We start from the raw sequence: 15,360 nt of genomic DNA, 5'->3' as shown, positions 1-15,360 counted from the left end.
GAGGCGGCAACCTGTTCTCTGGTCGCCGACCACGCTCCCAATCTGGTGGTTCGGTCCCCTCGTGAAATCCCGACCGCTCGACAGAGAACGGTCCGCGCTCAAGAGGTCAATCGAATCGATCATGACACCCCATACTTTCGCGTGTTGATTACTTGTTCAGATGGCTGTCGCTGTAAAGCACCGCGAATCGCGCGCTTGCAGACGACGTTGTAGCTGCGGTGGCTGTCATGGACGATAGTTTTTTGTTTTAGTGGTAGGACGGCTGGATATGCGACCAACTGTCACACGCCGTGATTTCCTCGCGATCACCGGTGCAGCAGCCATCGCAACCGGAACAGTCGGGGCCACCGACACGTCTTCGGAAACCGTCACGTTTGCCACCTACAATGTCGTTGACCTCCGAACCGAACAGGTCCAATCACCCGGCAATGAACAGGCCGCCGCCGCAGCACGCGTTATACAAGAAATCCGACCAGACGTGTTGGTACTCAATGAGCTCACCAACAATCGTCAGGCGAGTCAAGTCAAAGACGTTCCGTCGACTCCCTTGAACGCACGTGCTTTCGTCGAAAACTACCTCAGCGTTCCGCAGCGCTCTGATCTCCAGGGTATCCAGTACCCGCAGACCGTCATGCCGAAGACCAACACGGGAGTCCATAGCGGGCTCGACCTCGACAACAACGGCGAGGTGGACGACACGCCTGGCGATCGAACCTACGGCAACGACGCCTACGGGTTCGGACAGTTCCCTGGACAGTACGGGCTGGCGATTCTCAGTCAGCTTCCCATCCGTCGGGACGCGATCCGCACATTCCGGACCTTTCTCTGGAAGGACATGCCGGACAGCCTGCTCCCTCGGGATCGAAGCACCGAGATGTTCCTCTCGTCTGCCGAAGTCGACGAGTTTCGTCTCTCCTCGAAGACCCACGTCGACGTTCCCATCGAGATCGGCGACGAGGTCGTCCACGCTCTCACCGCCCATCCGACACCACCTGTCTTCGATGGAGACGGGAACTTCAACGGGAAGCGGGCACACGACGAGATCCGACTCCTCGCGGACTACGCCGCCGGTGCCGAGTACCCCTACGACGACAGCGGGACACGAGGCGGTCTCGGTGGGGATGAATCGTACGTGCTAATGGGCGACATGAACGCCTCGCCCGGCGACGAAGAGAGCCTCGAAGCCGCCACCAGCTATTTCGTCAAAAACGACGACGGGTTCATCGCACCGCCGTTCCCGACGAGTCCCGGCGGCGCGGCGAAAAGCGGACCGCGTTCGAAGTACTGGACCGCCGAGTTCGAATCACAGGTTGATTACGTTCTCCCATCGTCCGATCTGGGTATTGAGCGTTCGGCGGTCGTCTGGCCGAGCGAGAAGACGGACAAACGCGGGCTCCTTGAGGCCGTCCGTACCGCCTCCGACCACCGGCTCGTGTGGGCTGACATCCCTCTCGACCGGGCGGACCGGGGCGGCGATGGACCCGAACAAGATGAGGAACTCGGTCAGAACGACGAAGACGACGATGGCGACGGTGCAATCGATGAGGACGGCGAGGATGGAGACGATACGCCCTCGAACGATGACGATGACGGTGACGGCGCAATCGATGAAGACGACGAACCCGATGACGGCGATGACGGATCCGATGACTTCGACGGCACTGCCGAGGACGACGACGATGGCGACGGTCATTTCGACGAGAACGATGAATCGGATAGTGGCAATTCCGATGATATTGATAACGACGGTGACGGTGCGGTTGACGAGGACGACGAGCCGGACGGTGACACGTAGTTTCAACCACGATCGTTCTGCACCGGAGCTCAGCGTGTCTTGTTAGGTGGTACACTGCCGGACACAGACCACGATTACGGGAGTGTCGGCGGAGTTGGCGAGCGCTGTCACGACTGGCTTCTGTTGGAAGAATGGGGCCGCAACTCGCCACCGAAACGTATCATTTCGGTGTGTCAGCCGTGATAGTTCGGGTTGGTTCGTACGCCTTTCGGTAGCCGCGTTTTAGCGAGCCTTGTGTAGCAAACGGTTCTATTGAATCCGCCGACAGCATCGGGATAGGAGGCCAAAATTGGTGAAATTTCCCGCTGTACTCACACAATAGCTGCGAAGATTCTGAGATCGCCAGCAGAAACAGCGATGGCCCAGCTTGATCCGAGAGCGAGGACGTGGTTCGTCTTCGCTCTCAGCATTAATGGCGAAGCCAGTTAGACGGATCCTTGCGCAGTCCGGCGATTAGTCTGTTTACCGTAATTCCTACCGTAATCGCTCAACTACCAGCAACAAGTGTGGCCTTCTGCCTTCCCTCTGCGGATTCAAAAGAGCCGTAGCAAACAACTCACCCTGCCGATTTGACTCCTACATAAGGTAGAGGGGTGTGCCGCCTCAATCCTCCTCGATCACCGAAAACGGCGAGTAGACTCATGTGGTGCGAGACGCAACACCAGACCATATGGCTGAACTGGTCTACGAGTGTGTCAATTGTGACAATCGCGTCCGCGATGGAGAGGGCAAGCACCCCTCCTCGTTCGCCTGCTCGGAGTGTCGCGGCGTGATGCGGCTTGTCGACAGTTCTTAGATCTCACAGTTGTCGTGACGCAACTCAATACTCCCGACTGAGAATCGCACTTCCACTTGGATCGGTCACAATCACTTCGTCGCCCGTATTGTTCCAGACCGGTGCCGAAGCACCCCAGTACAACCCCGCATCATCGTCGGACCCAGAACCCGTATGGAGTGTCACCGCCTCACCCGGCGACAGCGTCACGCCCTCCGGAAACGCATACTCGTGGCCGGCCTCGTCGTGAACCACCGACCCGGTGAGATCAAGCGTATCGTTTCCTGGGTTCGTGAACACGAGATATTCGTCGTTCAGATTCTCGTACTCGTCTCCTGCTGCATTGGCGTGGATCTCCGCAAGCGACAGTGCTCCCTGATTGCCTGAGTCCGACTCCGGACTGTAGGCGTCGAACAGCGGAAACGAGCTGTCGAACGCCGTGGTGTAGGGAAGCGACGAATCGTCGTTCACCTTGTGCGTCGCGTCGAACACCTGATCCTCATTAAGTCGGAGATCCGATCCCAGCCGCTCCACGAGGTCATCCAAATTCTCCCGTGCAGTGGCGCTCGCTGTCGCGCTCCCCAGAACCACGACCGCTCCGCCATCGTCTCTGAACTCGGTAAGTAGATCGACTTCAGTATCAGTATAGGGAGAGGCGGGCGACGAGACGATCATCGCTCGTGCATCGGCGAATCGTGCCTGCGTGAACTCGTTGACCTGTTCGAACCCGATCCCATCCTGGCCTTCGAGATAGTGCTGGTAGTAGGCGGCCTCCTCGTTAGTGATCGCGTACTCCACGCTGAACTGACCATGACCGCCGTCAATGAGAACCGACCCGGAACGATCACTGAGATGATCGATGAGATTCGTAAGGAAGACGAAGTTCTCGAAGTTCGCCGTATCCATCCCGAACCCTTCGGCCTTCTCGTACGTCTCGTCGATGAGGAGCCCGCCGATCATGCCGGTTCGAGCGTCGGTATCGGTTCCAACCAACGGAATCCGGTCGTACTCGACGCCGTGGTCGCGATCCTGCAACTCCTGTCGGGCGGTTGACTCCGCGAACACCGGCACGCGGTCGTCCACGAGCGCTCCCGAGTCAGTACGGATGCTCGATGGTTTCGGGACGAATAGGTCGGTGACGGGCCGATCACGGGATTCGGTCGTCGCTTCGGGATTGCTCTCCGCCCATAGCCCAACGCCGCTCGTCCGAGCCTCGTCCTCGGCTTCCCAGAACTCCGCATGGTGTGTCAGACTGGAACCGTACACTCGTGCGAAACCCTCCTCGATGAGCGCGCGATTGTAGAGGCGTACTTGGCCGTCGTCCTCGGTGGGGGTCTCGACGTACATCAACAATCGGTCGTACTCACCGCGTATCGGCTCGTTTTCGTCGAACGAGACAGTGACTGTCGCCTCAGCGAGTTCGGTCTTCGCGTACTCCTTTGCGTTCTCTCCCCACTGGGCGAGATAGTCGGGATCCTCTAACCCTTCCCACTCCTGTGGCCGTTCGAACCGACGATTCCTCTCCGTCTCAGGCGCATCGATCCCGATCACCCGGAGTTCTTCGGTCGTCCCGTCGGAAAACTCGACATCCAACGTGTCGCCGTCGGTGACGTTCGTGACACTGACTTCGTAGGTTTCGCTCCGGTTGTAGTCGGGTGCCATCGTTCTTCTGTTCTATACGAGTTGCAAGAAACATTTGGGAAGTGGACAAATGGCTGATGAAAGGGCCGTGGAGGAGGTCAATTGCTACACGCTTGCTTGCGCTCGCTTCGTAGGGTGACAAATGACCATCGCTTGTCTACTCGATGAGAACATCAATATCATCGACAGCGACATCGGGGGGTGCGTGGTCGTGAATGCCGCTGTCCGTCGTAACCAGCGTCCGCTTGGTCGACGTGGCGGCCGCGACGTGGCCGGCGTCGTAAACTGTGAGCGACGTGTTCCACGCCGTCTCATAGACGCGAGCAATCCCACCGACATCCTGCAATGAGAGAAGCTCGATCTCATTGCGAAGGTCGGCTAGCTGTTCAACGAGGAGATCGGCGTCATCGCGTGAGAGACGCTGTTCGTGGGCGGCGATCCGGTAGAGGGTATTTGCGACCTCGAAGAATCCGAGTTCAAGCACGGCGTGTCCAAACGCCTGATCGTCTTCGCCATCGAGGAGAAGCTTCACGACGGCACTGGCATCGAGCAGAAATTCATCGCCCTCGCTCATCGAGCATCCTCGTCACGGCTCTTGCGAACGGCCGCAGCGATCTCGTCGTCCGAGAGGTCGACATCAAATTCGGAGATTCGATCACGTCGCTCATCCATCCGCTGTCGGCGGCGGCGGCGGACCTCCTTGGCGAGTGCCGACCGCATGACCTCGCTTTTGTTCAGGTCGAGTTCATCGGCCTGCTGCTTCAATTCATCCGGAACTCGGATACTCACCGTTGTCATACTCTGATCGTATGTACGGAGCGCGTATAGATAAATGTGTGCTACTCCACTGTCGATTCGATCACATCCCGGCCGGCCTCGGGAAGATCACCCGCCTCGACGTTGCGCAGCCGATCGTCGAGCACCAACCGCTGACGTGGCCGGCCGATGTCGATTGGCACCTTCTCGGTCGTGAGTAGTCCCTGGTCTTCGAGTCGATTTTTCGTCCGCGAGAACGTGGCCTTGCTGGCGAGACCGACATCCTCACCCCACCGCGAGAGGTCGTAGTGCTGGAGTTCGTGTTTCGCGCCCGCGAGAAGGACCAACTCAACCTCGTCGAAGCGGTCGTCATCGGTCGTCCTGTAGCCGTTGCTCCGGGTGGTCTCGACCGCATCGAGCATGGCCTGGTAGTCGGCCTCGACCGCGGGATCGATCTCGTCGCTGAGAGTTTCGTAGACCCGCGACCGTGGTGGCGTTCGAAGGTCGAAGGGTTCTGCGGTCTCCCATGCTTCACTACACCGCTCGCGCATGCTGTCGACGAATTCGGGGTCGTCGGTCGCTTGCCCGGCAGTTTGCTCGTCGGTCGACAGGATCGAAGCGACGGCATCCGCGGTCACCACCATCTGATTGGCGAAAGACCCGTCGGCCACCCGAAGTGAGAGCGTTTCAGCGGCGAGTAGATCCGCAGCGGTGCTGGCGAGGTGGAAATCTCGGCGGAGCCACTTCGCTACGGTTTCGGTCACGGGAAGGCGGACTGTCGGCGGATCGTCGAGGCCGGCGAGGGCGTTCACGAGTGCCGCCGCCGGCTCTTCGGTGAGACCGACTGCGAACACGTCGCTGGATGCGGACGCATCCGCGAGGAGGGTCTGGAAGATATCCGTGGTCGTTGGCGCGATGTGAGATGCCATCGTTGTATAGACCAGTCCGCTTAATCATTTACTTTTTGGATGCCGCCATCAGAAAGAGAATGCGGGAGGAGCGATTCGCCGTCGCTGGCTAATGGCCGTCAGACTGGCTGACCACTACTGTCACCCCATCCTCGTGGTAGCGCACGACTCGGGATTTGATTTTTGATCGGCTGACAGCGTATTCTTCGGCAACGGCGGTAAGAGCATGATCTGCTGGCGAATCAACATCACGAGCTTTGCCGAAACTCATTGCGACAGTCCACTCACCTTCCTGTTGTTTGATGTCCATTCTCGGCGGGGTTTTGTCCGCTACTTCACACGGTACTCGCTCTCCCCGTCCTCGTTCTCAATCGCGTGGAACTTCCGGTACACGTCGCCGTACACTTCTCGGAACTCGTCGTCGTCCATCCCGAGGGCCGCCTGTTCGAGACCGTGAATCGTGGTGTCGATTTCTTCTTGGGTTAGCACCACTATCGCTTTGTTCTCGGTTGGGTTCTCTGTCATGGTGAATCAGTCTGTGGTAGTGGGATCTGCGTCGTCTTCTCTGTGGTGTCTTCGTCGCCCGATTCCAGTTCGCCGATACACACCACGAGGCGTTCGACAGTCTGCCCCAACTCTGCGATACGGCGGGCGTGCGCGCACGCACCGCACGACGACGTTGGGATGGGGTCACTCCGGTGCTCCGGGCACAACCGCGAACGGGCGTCCGCGCTCATGGATCCTCCTGCGATCCGTTGAACGCCTCGAAGCCCTGCTGGCCCGCCTCGCGGTCCTCGGCAGCTCGTTCCTCGACGGCGACCGCATCACCGTGCTTGCACCGACCAACAGCCTCGAAGCCTGCTTCGGGATCGTCGTGAATCTCCTCGCGGTGCTCGTACACCTGATGGAACTTGAAGCCGGGACAGGTGCAGGCGTAGACCTGGGTCGTGCCGTCCGTACCGGGGACCGTGTGTTGGTCGACGATGTACGCCCGCGTCTCGTCGTCGCCGGACTTCTCGCTCGTTACGATGGCCCGCTTCTCGATCTTCGGCATGATGCCGAGCGAATCGAGCAGATCGCCGAACGCATCGCCCTCGATTTCGACGGTCTCGATCTCGTCGTCGACGAGTCGCGCGACGGTGAGGTTACGATCGGTCACAGTTCATCCCTCGCGTACTGCTCACCGCATGTGGGATATTCGTAGTCGTAGGCATTCACGGTGTGCTGAATGTTGGAAACGCCTGGATGGCCGCACGGAAGGATTGGGTCTGGCACGTCTCCGTCGTTCATCGGTCATCACCTCGCTCGCGGTCGCGGGCACGAACGGTGTCGAAATAGTCGGCGCACATCTGCCCGTTCGCCGGCACGACATTCCCACAAATCTCGTAGCGAGCACACGCGCTCTCGGGCGTCTCACCGTCGAACGTGGTGAGGTTCGACTGATTACTGCTCACCGTCTTTCGACCTCCTCATCGTCCATGCGACAGGTGAGCGAGCAATATTCATCCCCGCCGAGTTGCATCCCGCGATGCTTTTCACGGGGGTCGGCATGGGCAACCGGCTTGTCGCATCCCTCGCGGGCACACTCGCGGTAGGCGTTTGGCGTCTCACTCATCGGTTCTCGACCTCCTCGGCGACGTAGTAGTCGCCGTCTGCGGGTCGCGCTGCCCCGCATTCGTAGCAATACGGCTTCGCGGGTACGAGTTCGCTGCACTCTCGACACTTTGCTTTCCAGCCCTCGCGGTTCCGATCGTCGGTCTCGAACCCATCGCTCTCGGTCGCTGGCTCTGCCGTGCTTGCGGTGCCGCTCACATACTCGCCGTCGCGCGGCTCAAACGCCGGTTTGGCGTCCGTGTCAGTATCCGAAATCGGATCGGTGCTCATGGTTCATGCTCCGCGTTGTTCGGCGTGATACGTTGCCGAGTGCTGGTACTCGGCCATCCTGTCCTTGTGGCGCTCGCGCCGCCTGCGCGCCTGCTCGCGCTCCTCTTCGCTCATGAGCTCCCACTTCCAGCAGTGATGAAACGCGAGTGGGGACGTTCGGTGATCGCACGCGGTACACCGTCCGCGGTGATCGGGCGGGAGTCGTGGGTGCTCAATCCGCTCGATCTCCTCACTGCCGCACTCGGGGCACCGCGCCTCGGGAAGTGCCTCGATCTCCGTCTCAGGCTCCGCCTCCGAAGGCCGGGACTCTCGCGCGTTCATCGATCGTCAGCCTCCTGGTTGCCTTCACCGAGACGGCGGAGGCCGCCGTACCCGACAAGCCCGATACCACCGTGTTCGCCCCACGAAACGATGTCCACGCGCCCGCTCTCGTAGCCGTACACCGAAGCACCGAGCAGAAATTCAACACCCTCTACACTCGGTAGTGGGTTACGCTCTCGGTCAGTCATGCTTTGGCCTCCACGCTCGCGGTCTCACTGGCGGTGATTGTAGCGGGCTGTGTGGCGCTCTCGTCGGCGTCGGTGTCGTCGCGGTCGTCGGCCACGTATCGATCGAGACGCGCCTGATAGCCGACTGGTCCGGGTTGCTCCCACGCGCCCGTTCGGTCGCTCTCGCGCCGCCGCCACCACGTTCGACACTCGACCGAGCAGAACTTTCTCGTCTCTTTGTTGGCGTGGCCGAAGCCGTGGGAGATAGTGGCGAAAACTGTCTCGCTCACGTCGTGCTCGGTGTTGCAATACGCACACGTCTGCGTCATTGGTTGGCCTCCGTACTGACGGGAAGTTCGGGGTCGGCGAGCGCGAAGCCGTCAATGCGGGCGTCGAAGGTGAGTGTCGCCGTGGCGACCACCTCGTCGGGTTCCCTCTCGCTGTCGTCGTCGGCGTCACTGGGCGGGCCGCACTCCTCGCAACTGACCCACCGGAGCGACCAGCGATCCATCCCGCGAACACGAGCCGCGTAGGCGTACACGGTATCGGCCTCGGCATCGTCGGGGTCGTGCTCGCGGTGGCCGTCGGTGAGCCGGCGATTGCACGTATCACAGACGACCATCCCACCGGGGCCACCGACGGGCGTGCCGGCGAGCATTGCGAGAGTGAGGTCGCTCATCGGCGGATCTCCAGATGGCCGCAGTCCTCGCAGGACTTGTAGGCATACGCGCCGCTGGCCTTCCAGTTGTAGTCCGCGCTCCCACACTCGGGACACGGCCACGCGGGTTCGACTTCGGTAGTTCCGGCGTTCGATGCGTCGGATTCTTGTTCGCGGGTTGCGTTCGTCGTCATGGTTGTCCGTTCCACAAGACAACCGGCCCGCGCGTTCCAAGCGCGCGGGCACTTCCTCGTTGGAAAATGCCCCGGAGGGACCGGTCTGTCTCTACTTCACCGTATGCACTATATCGACTTTAAAGCTTTGATTCGGGCTTACACTCCAAGTTCTATGTCTGTCGGTTTTGGTCCTCACGCACCATTCGAGCGGCTGAGGCGGACGTGGTAGTGCGCCACACGACTGTGCTTGTCATAATAGTTCAGTTCCAAAGCCGCTGAGACCGGTTCTTGCGTCCGCTGACCGGCGCTCGTGAAGCGAGAAACCGACAGTCCGACGAAATGCGTCGGCTATCTGGTCGTCGTGGTCGTAACGCGGATCGTGACGTTGCCGGTGTCGTAATCGGCGTCGACCAGTTCGACCTCGTAGGCGTCGGACTGGACGGCCGCGCGGTAGGTCCATTCGAGCGCGTGGCCGTCGTTGGCGAACTCGGGTCGGCCATAGTCGCCTTTGCCAGTGATTTTCCCGCGGACTACCTTGCTGTCGTAGAAGACGGTCGAAACGTAGGGTGCGCTCTGGGTTTCGATCATGGCTTCGGTGTGCTGCGGGACAGCCACCCGCCGGGGATCGTCGTCGACGAAGGCTTTCGCGCGCTCGATACTGCCGGCGATCTGGCGGGTGCGCTCGCCCGATAGGACATTCACGGGAACCGTGCGCTCAGCGTGGGCTTCCGAAAACAGCACTTCCTCGAACGTCTGCGTTCCTTGAATAGCCTCGTCCCCGAGTGGCGCGTCCGCGAATGAGTCGCTGTCGCTCATAGGCCGTCCTCCTCGCGAGCTTCGCGGCGGGCGTCACGCTCGGCTTCACGGGCGTCGGCGCGAACGTGCTCGTATTTGAGTTCGCAGGGGGTCGAACAGAACCGCCCGCTGAAGCCACCGCCTCCGCGTGCGTCGTTGCTGCACGAGAAGTTCCGACACTCGTCGCGGTCGGTCATTGATCGGCCTCCTCGGGTTTTGAGACGAGAATCGTTCCACGCGAGCGGCACCACGCGAGTCCATATCCGTCGGAATCGAACGATACGGGATGAGTGTCATCACACTGTGAGCACTCGTATGTTTGGCGTTCACAGTGGCTCATGCTTCCTCCGTGGTGCTCTCGCCCGCGGTCTCGAACGGGTAGAACGTCGCGTACGTACCGTCGGCGGAAGCGTCCTCGTTGACGAGGGTCGTCGAAGGGCCGGTCGGCGCGTTGACGTGGATGACACCGACGGGCTGGTTTTCGGTGTTGTCGGGGAACGTCGCGGGAGCGAACTCGCACAGCGCCTCGATGATCCCGTTGCGGAACGCCGCCCCGTTCTCGCGCTCGTTCAGGTCGCGGTCAAACCGTGTTTCGTGGGTGTAACGGGAAAGCACCTGCTCGATCGAGAGGCCGTAGCGGTAGGTCGCGCTCGGCTCGGGGGCCTCGTCGGTGGGGGCGGTGGTGAACGTCTTGGGGTCGCCGTTGCCCCAGCGCGTGCGGGCTTCGACGCGGCCATCCGCGCGAACGACGAGCGCCCAGTCACCGGCCGAATGGACCGTCTCGCCGTCGGCTTCGCTAGTCGGTTGGTGGTCGGCGAGCGATGCGTCGGATTCAAACCGTTGGGTTGCGTTTTCGGTCATGGTTGTCCACTTCCACGAGACAACCAGCCCGCGCGCGACAACGCGCGGGCACTTCCTTTCGCTCGAAAGTGCCCCGAGGGACCGGTCTGTCTCTACTTCACCGTATGCGTCACACCCACTTTAATGTTTTCCTTCGGGGTTGTAATCTAAGGCTCAAGTACCGCGGTTTTGGTGCTCACAAGCCATTCAAGTGGCTGAGGCGGGGGTGGTAGTACGCCACGTGACTGTGCTTGTCATAATAGTCCATCGCCGAAGCCGCTGAGACCGCTGCCTGCGTCCGTACAGCGGTGCTCGTCTGGTCTTCTTTCGATGGGGCGATTTCCCTGAACCGACGGACTGGGTCGGGGGCAGTTAGTGGCCGTGGTTGGGAAGTTCGGGGTCGGCGAGCGCGAAGCCGTCAATACGGGCGTCGAAGGTGAGTGTGGCGGTTGCGACCACCTCGCCGGGTTCGTCGGCCTCGCCGTCACCGGGCGGACCACAGTCTTCGCAGCTAACCCAGCGGAGCGACCACTTGTCCGTGTCGCGGACACGGGTCGCGTACACGACCACCCTGTCGGGGTCTTTGTCGTCGAGGTCGTGCTCGCGGTGGCCGTCAGTCAGCCGCCGGTTGCACGAATCACACGCGGCGCTGCCACCGGGGCCGCCGACGGGCGTGCCGGCGAGCATCGACGGGGTGAGCGCGTCGTCTTCGGGGCTGTCCTCGCCGTCGGTGTGGTCGTCCTCGACGCGGCCACCGTCGGCGAGCGCTCGGGGGGCCTCGTCGTCCGCGGCCGTGTTCGCGGTGGGTTCGTCGGACGGGTCGTCATTGCCGGCGTGGGTTTCGGGGGCGTCGTCGGATTCGTCGGTCTCAAACAGGCATTGACTGGCGGCGCGTTCGCCCGTGAGTGTTTGCTGATCGTCGTCGGTGTCGGCGAATAGCGACCCCTGCTCGCCCGCGTCGGTCGACGTGGCTTCCGGGCGATCGTCCACACCGAAGGTGGTTGCTTCGGGCTGATCGATCCGGCTATCCCGCTCGCGGTGATCCACCGACGCACCGAACACTTCCAGCGACGTTTCGACGCTTTCCTCGGCGGCTTCGATGCCGTCCGTCTCGCCGTCCTCGCCGACCGAAAAAGCGTACTGCTGGGTGATAGTCGGGGTGTCGTCGCTCATGCTGCCAGTACCTCCTCGACGCGCTCTTTCTTGTCGGGGCTGATCCCGAGCTGGCCGATAGCTTCGATAGCCGACGCACCGGGGTTGTTCGCGGCGAATTGTTCGACACGCTCGGCGATCGTCTGACTGTTGTCGGTCTCTGTCTCGGTATCGGCGTCGGGGTCGGTGTCGTCGGTCTGGTCGCCCGATTCGACACGAACACCGTCAATGTCTGGGATTTCGCCGGTCACGAACGCGACTCGGTGGGCGTGTTTGCACCATGATCCCCGCTGGCCGTCGGGACACGTACACGATCCATCCGACGGGTCCACCGTGTAGGTGTTGCCCGATCCACTGAGCACCGTGTATTTGCCGTTGTCGCCGACTGCTTCGACGTGGAAGAAGCTATCGAGCGCACGAGTGACACGCTTTGCGACCGCCTCAACACCGCGTCGTTCGTCGTCGGTACGTTCTTGACCGTTGGGTTCGTAGGCGTTCATGGTTTGTTGGCTGAAACAAACCAGCCCGCGCGTTGTAGCGCGCGGGCACTTCCTTTCGCTCGAAAGTGCCCCGAGGGGCCGGTCTGTCTCTACTTCACCGTATGCGCCACACCCACTTTAATGTTTTACTTCGAGGCTACACTCTAAGGCTTGTGTCCTGCGGTTTTTGTACTCACAAGCCATCCAAGCAGCTGAGGAGGGCGTGGTAGTTCGCCACGCGACTGTGCTTGTCATAATAGTCCAGTTCCAAAGCCGCTGAGACCGCTGCTGTCGTCCGTACAATGACCCATATACTTCGGCTATAGCCTATAAGTTTCTACCAGAGGTCTTAACTTCATGGGTGTCGTAGGAAGGGTATGGCGTCAGACGAAGACGAAACACGAACCAACAAAGCTGGACGAGAAATGGATAGTGAGGGGCGCTTCGTACAGAAATTCGACAAAGAGGACGTGATGAAAGTCTTCGATATGGTGGAAGGGCCGGCGATCGTGGCGGGCGACGTGGCCGAAGCATACGATTCGCAGGCTGAGACCGCACGGCGGCGGCTCCGCGAGTTGTACGCCGACGGTCGGGTGGACAAGCGCAAGGCGCGTAAGCGGGTGTTGTGGTGGCGCACGGACGAGGACGGGCCGGATGTGGCTGACGTGCTCGCGGGGAACGATCCCGAGACGATCCTGAAACTCCTGTCGCTCAATCTCGGTGAGGCGATTACCGTGGGCGATACCGTGTACGAAAACGGCAGCCAACATTCTATCGAGGAGTAAACCACTCCTCCTCCGCCCGGCAATAGTCCAAAACCGAGCAAAGTCTTACTTAGATCATAAGCCCGAAGTGAAGCTTTGAACTGTCACCGGGAACTCGTGTGTTCCTGACCGCGCCACGGTGGCGCGGTACCGTTCCGATTTATCGGGCGCGCGAGTTCGCCGTCTGCATCACTGACGGCTCGCTATCGGGTGATTCGATTGTTTCCATCTCGACACACCGTTCTTCGACAACGACTTGATCGACAGCGGTTTCGCCGTCGTCACTCACAAACAACCGCTGTCTGATAGTGGCTCCGTCGTCAGTTTGTCCGCGCGAGCGAACAGCATGGGCCTGATAGTCGTCGTCGGACCACATTGTGATGTCGAGATACCAGCGATCCCCCCACCGCTCGGTCGCTTCGGCTTTCAACCGCTCGACCGTCGCATCGAGGTCCGACATAGCGCCATATTACGCCAAGAGATACCTATGCGTCTCGGCGCTCATTGGCTCCGATCCGTCGAGTGAACTCTACAGATCGCGGGCTTGGACGGTCTTGCGGTCGTTGTCCTGCGCTCGCTGCGCGGCGTCTGCGAGCAGATCTTGGACTTCGCTATCGAGAGCGTCGTAGAAATCCGCCGATACGTTCTTGTCGTCCAGTGCATCCTTCACGGCTGCTTTGACGATGGTATCTGCCATGCGTCCACTCGAAGCGGGGATCGGTACTTGAACGTGTCCATTTTCGCGCGTCTCGGCGGCTCTCTTGCGGAAATACACTCGAAATTCGGGGTGAATCCCTTGTCTCTCTTTCCTATCTTTGCTTTCTTTCCTCTACTTGCCCTCTTTGCTCTCCTTGTCCCCCACACTCTCCTTGTTGCCTTGCTCCCATCCCCCTCCTTGCTTTCTTTGCCTTCTTTGCTTTCTTCTCGTTCTTGTATAGCCAAAAGGGTTAAGGTGTCTTTGCGAGAATGGCGTTCTTGGAGAGAACATCGAACCATGCCAACCAAACCAGCCATGTTCTGTTTGAGCAATCGAAAAGGCGGCGTTGGAAAGACGACCTGCTCGATCCACATTGCGGGAGCACTCGCGGATCGCGGTCGCGACGTGCTGCTGTTCGATCTCGATCCACAGGGAACCATTACTCGCGGTTTGGGGTACACAGACTATTACGACGACATGGACCGCGACGTGACGCTGCACGAGGTTCTCTTAGAACGGGATGCACTCGATCGCATCTCTGACATCATCGAGACCCATCCAGAGTTCGATGTTGCCCGATCGCACAAGCGAATGACGTTCGATACTGCGTCGAAACTGAGTGGCGAACCCCGTGCAGAGGATCGCTTAGAACTCGCGGTCGACGAGCTCGATCGAGCGTATGACTACATCATCGTGGACTGCCCGCCGTCACTCGACATCCTCACGGACAATGCACTGCTCGCCACCGAGAACGTCCTGATCCCCACCTATCCGGAGGAACTGAGCGTCCAAGGGTTAGATCTGCTGTTCGATCAGGTGGATGAACTCGAACAGTGGCATGACGTGACAATTCGGAAGCTCGGCCTGATCGCCAATCGGATCGAGACGAACAATGAGGCCGATGAATACCTCGACCTGTTTGACGAGAACTTCGGCGCGCTCTGGGATGTGTGGCAGATTCGAAAGCGAGTGGTCCTCCAGCGGGCTATCACGGAGGGACGCGGCTCGGTCTTCACTCACGACGAAGAGTGTGATATGGCTGCGGAGTTCGTAAACATCGCTCGAACGCTGGATGAGACGTTTGGTCTACCGGAGATTGATGCTGACTCGGAGGTGGTCGCGCGATGAGTGACCGCGAGAAAGATATGGGCCGACTCGCTGCACGCGAACAGGAGAAAGAGAGCGATACGGCGGATGACGAGAACGCGGAGCGAGAGCGGGGTCAAGAACCATCTCAGCACACCGAAGGGTCCAGCGAACCGACGGACACGGACGAGGCTGAGAGTGTTTCTGAGCGCCCTGTGAACGTCAAGGATCGGGAGGAAACACTGTTTGCCTACATTCCGAAATCCCTTGATAACGACGTCGATCTCGCCTGTCAGTCAGTCAATTTTACCTACCAGCAAGAGAGTGGTGAGAAACTGGGAAAGAACCGCTACCTGTACCCTATCATCCTGCTGGTCGGGGCTGATAACGCGGTTGACCTCTCGTATGAGGAAATCCAGAACCTCGTGGAACGGGTCGATGAGGTCGAAGATGCGCTCTGATCACC

28 protein-coding genes are annotated in these 15,360 nt (G+C 60.2%); 5 read left to right on the top strand and 23 right to left on the bottom strand.

Annotation, left to right across the window (positions count from 1 at the left end; genetic code table 11):
* Positions 1–268 precede the first annotated feature (268 nt).
* Both PHA81_RS15540 and PHA81_RS15535 read left to right on the top strand, forming a co-directional pair.
* A complete protein-coding gene (locus PHA81_RS15540; protein ID WP_273837505.1) occupies positions 269–1,795 on the top strand; it encodes an endonuclease/exonuclease/phosphatase family protein in 1,527 nt (508 codons plus the stop codon).
* Positions 1,796–2,465: 670 nt separating this feature from the next.
* On the top strand, positions 2,466–2,591 hold the full coding sequence (locus tag PHA81_RS15535) for a hypothetical protein (protein WP_273837504.1): 126 nt from the start codon (positions 2,466–2,468) through the stop codon (positions 2,589–2,591).
* 24 nt (positions 2,592–2,615) lie between these two features.
* Here PHA81_RS15535 and PHA81_RS15530 read toward each other — a convergent pair whose 3' ends face one another.
* The 21 genes from PHA81_RS15530 to PHA81_RS15430 all read right to left on the bottom strand — a co-directional run bounded on the left by PHA81_RS15530 (position 2,616) and on the right by PHA81_RS15430 (position 12,368).
* Positions 2,616–4,232, bottom strand: coding sequence for a lamin tail domain-containing protein (locus tag PHA81_RS15530; protein ID WP_273837503.1), 1,617 nt, complete (start codon positions 4,230–4,232; stop codon positions 2,616–2,618).
* 136 nt (positions 4,233–4,368) lie between these two features.
* Positions 4,369–4,785, bottom strand: a complete 417-nt coding sequence (locus PHA81_RS15525; RefSeq protein ID WP_273837502.1) for a type II toxin-antitoxin system VapC family toxin — start codon at positions 4,783–4,785, stop codon at positions 4,369–4,371.
* Positions 4,782–5,009, bottom strand: coding sequence for a type II toxin-antitoxin system CcdA family antitoxin (locus tag PHA81_RS15520; RefSeq protein WP_273837501.1), 228 nt, complete (start codon positions 5,007–5,009; stop codon positions 4,782–4,784). The genes PHA81_RS15525 and PHA81_RS15520 overlap by 4 nt, the downstream gene beginning before the upstream one ends.
* A 41-nt stretch (positions 5,010–5,050) precedes the next feature.
* Positions 5,051–5,896 (bottom strand): DUF5821 family protein, encoded by an 846-nt coding sequence (locus PHA81_RS15515; RefSeq protein WP_273837500.1) that lies wholly within the window; start codon positions 5,894–5,896, stop codon positions 5,051–5,053.
* An 88-nt stretch (positions 5,897–5,984) separates the two neighbouring features.
* A complete protein-coding gene (locus PHA81_RS15510) occupies positions 5,985–6,185 on the bottom strand; it encodes a hypothetical protein (protein ID WP_273837498.1) in 201 nt (66 codons plus the stop codon).
* Between the two features lie 20 nt (positions 6,186–6,205).
* The gene (locus PHA81_RS15505) at positions 6,206–6,400 is read right to left on the bottom strand and encodes a hypothetical protein (protein WP_273837497.1); all 195 of its coding nucleotides are present in this window, start codon (positions 6,398–6,400) and stop codon (positions 6,206–6,208) included.
* A gap of 208 nt (positions 6,401–6,608) precedes the next feature.
* On the bottom strand, positions 6,609–7,034 hold the full coding sequence (locus PHA81_RS15500) for a hypothetical protein (RefSeq protein WP_273837496.1): 426 nt from the start codon (positions 7,032–7,034) through the stop codon (positions 6,609–6,611).
* A complete protein-coding gene (locus tag PHA81_RS15495) occupies positions 7,031–7,165 on the bottom strand; it encodes a hypothetical protein (protein WP_273837495.1) in 135 nt (44 codons plus the stop codon). The genes PHA81_RS15500 and PHA81_RS15495 overlap by 4 nt, the downstream gene beginning before the upstream one ends.
* Positions 7,162–7,329, bottom strand: a complete 168-nt coding sequence (locus PHA81_RS15490; RefSeq protein WP_273837493.1) for a hypothetical protein — start codon at positions 7,327–7,329, stop codon at positions 7,162–7,164. The genes PHA81_RS15495 and PHA81_RS15490 overlap by 4 nt, the downstream gene beginning before the upstream one ends.
* Positions 7,326–7,490 (bottom strand): hypothetical protein, encoded by a 165-nt coding sequence (locus tag PHA81_RS15485; protein WP_273837492.1) that lies wholly within the window; start codon positions 7,488–7,490, stop codon positions 7,326–7,328. Before PHA81_RS15485 ends, PHA81_RS15490 begins: the two co-directional genes overlap by 4 nt.
* Positions 7,487–7,759, bottom strand: a complete 273-nt coding sequence (locus PHA81_RS15480; RefSeq protein WP_273837491.1) for a hypothetical protein — start codon at positions 7,757–7,759, stop codon at positions 7,487–7,489. Before PHA81_RS15480 ends, PHA81_RS15485 begins: the two co-directional genes overlap by 4 nt.
* 3 nt (positions 7,760–7,762) lie before the next feature.
* Positions 7,763–8,080 (bottom strand): hypothetical protein, encoded by a 318-nt coding sequence (locus PHA81_RS15475; RefSeq protein ID WP_273837490.1) that lies wholly within the window; start codon positions 8,078–8,080, stop codon positions 7,763–7,765.
* On the bottom strand, positions 8,077–8,268 hold the full coding sequence (locus PHA81_RS15470) for a hypothetical protein (protein WP_273837489.1): 192 nt from the start codon (positions 8,266–8,268) through the stop codon (positions 8,077–8,079). Before PHA81_RS15470 ends, PHA81_RS15475 begins: the two co-directional genes overlap by 4 nt.
* Positions 8,265–8,576 carry a hypothetical protein gene (locus tag PHA81_RS15465; RefSeq protein WP_273837487.1) on the bottom strand — a complete coding sequence of 104 codons (312 nt, stop codon included), beginning with the start codon at positions 8,574–8,576 and terminating at the stop codon, positions 8,265–8,267. The genes PHA81_RS15470 and PHA81_RS15465 overlap by 4 nt, the downstream gene beginning before the upstream one ends.
* Complete coding sequence (locus tag PHA81_RS15460) at positions 8,573–8,926, bottom strand: hypothetical protein (protein ID WP_273837486.1); 354 nt, start codon at positions 8,924–8,926, stop codon at positions 8,573–8,575. Before PHA81_RS15460 ends, PHA81_RS15465 begins: the two co-directional genes overlap by 4 nt.
* Positions 8,923–9,099 carry a hypothetical protein gene (locus PHA81_RS15455; RefSeq protein WP_273837483.1) on the bottom strand — a complete coding sequence of 59 codons (177 nt, stop codon included), beginning with the start codon at positions 9,097–9,099 and terminating at the stop codon, positions 8,923–8,925. The genes PHA81_RS15460 and PHA81_RS15455 overlap by 4 nt, the downstream gene beginning before the upstream one ends.
* A gap of 330 nt (positions 9,100–9,429) precedes the next feature.
* The gene (locus tag PHA81_RS15450; RefSeq protein WP_273837481.1) at positions 9,430–9,897 is read right to left on the bottom strand and encodes a hypothetical protein; all 468 of its coding nucleotides are present in this window, start codon (positions 9,895–9,897) and stop codon (positions 9,430–9,432) included.
* Positions 9,894–10,073 (bottom strand): hypothetical protein, encoded by a 180-nt coding sequence (locus tag PHA81_RS15445; protein WP_273837480.1) that lies wholly within the window; start codon positions 10,071–10,073, stop codon positions 9,894–9,896. Before PHA81_RS15445 ends, PHA81_RS15450 begins: the two co-directional genes overlap by 4 nt.
* A gap of 139 nt (positions 10,074–10,212) precedes the next feature.
* The gene (locus PHA81_RS15440) at positions 10,213–10,737 is read right to left on the bottom strand and encodes a hypothetical protein (RefSeq protein WP_273837479.1); all 525 of its coding nucleotides are present in this window, start codon (positions 10,735–10,737) and stop codon (positions 10,213–10,215) included.
* 351 nt (positions 10,738–11,088) lie between these two features.
* Complete coding sequence (locus PHA81_RS15435) at positions 11,089–11,889, bottom strand: hypothetical protein (protein ID WP_273837478.1); 801 nt, start codon at positions 11,887–11,889, stop codon at positions 11,089–11,091.
* Positions 11,886–12,368 carry an SWIM zinc finger family protein gene (locus tag PHA81_RS15430; protein ID WP_273837477.1) on the bottom strand — a complete coding sequence of 161 codons (483 nt, stop codon included), beginning with the start codon at positions 12,366–12,368 and terminating at the stop codon, positions 11,886–11,888. The genes PHA81_RS15435 and PHA81_RS15430 overlap by 4 nt, the downstream gene beginning before the upstream one ends.
* A gap of 356 nt (positions 12,369–12,724) precedes the next feature.
* Here PHA81_RS15430 and PHA81_RS15425 point away from each other — a divergent pair, with 356 nt between their 5' ends.
* The gene (locus tag PHA81_RS15425; protein ID WP_273837476.1) at positions 12,725–13,132 is read left to right on the top strand and encodes a hypothetical protein; all 408 of its coding nucleotides are present in this window, start codon (positions 12,725–12,727) and stop codon (positions 13,130–13,132) included.
* 139 nt (positions 13,133–13,271) lie between these two features.
* Here the strand turns inward: PHA81_RS15425 and PHA81_RS15420 are convergent, their stop codons facing one another.
* The gene (locus PHA81_RS15420) at positions 13,272–13,571 is read right to left on the bottom strand and encodes a hypothetical protein (protein ID WP_273837474.1); all 300 of its coding nucleotides are present in this window, start codon (positions 13,569–13,571) and stop codon (positions 13,272–13,274) included.
* Positions 13,572–13,640: 69 nt separating this feature from the next.
* Positions 13,641–13,808, bottom strand: a complete 168-nt coding sequence (locus tag PHA81_RS15415; RefSeq protein ID WP_273837472.1) for a DUF1931 domain-containing protein — start codon at positions 13,806–13,808, stop codon at positions 13,641–13,643.
* 297 nt (positions 13,809–14,105) lie between these two features.
* Here PHA81_RS15415 and PHA81_RS15410 point away from each other — a divergent pair, with 297 nt between their 5' ends.
* Together PHA81_RS15410 and PHA81_RS15405 are read left to right on the top strand one after the other, a co-directional pair.
* The gene (locus PHA81_RS15410; RefSeq protein ID WP_273837471.1) at positions 14,106–14,936 is read left to right on the top strand and encodes a ParA family protein; all 831 of its coding nucleotides are present in this window, start codon (positions 14,106–14,108) and stop codon (positions 14,934–14,936) included.
* Entirely contained in the window at positions 14,933–15,355 is a 423-nt protein-coding gene (locus tag PHA81_RS15405) for a hypothetical protein (protein WP_273837470.1), read from the top strand. The genes PHA81_RS15410 and PHA81_RS15405 overlap by 4 nt, the downstream gene beginning before the upstream one ends.
* The last annotated feature ends 5 nt before the right edge of the window (positions 15,356–15,360 follow it).

The sequence above is a fragment of the Halococcus sp. PRR34 genome, assembly GCF_028617175.1.
In the GTDB taxonomy this organism is placed as follows: domain Archaea; phylum Halobacteriota; class Halobacteria; order Halobacteriales; family Halococcaceae; genus Halococcus; species Halococcus salifodinae.
Note: the sequence above shows the minus strand (reverse complement) of the source record. Positions and strands in the feature narration are given on the sequence as shown.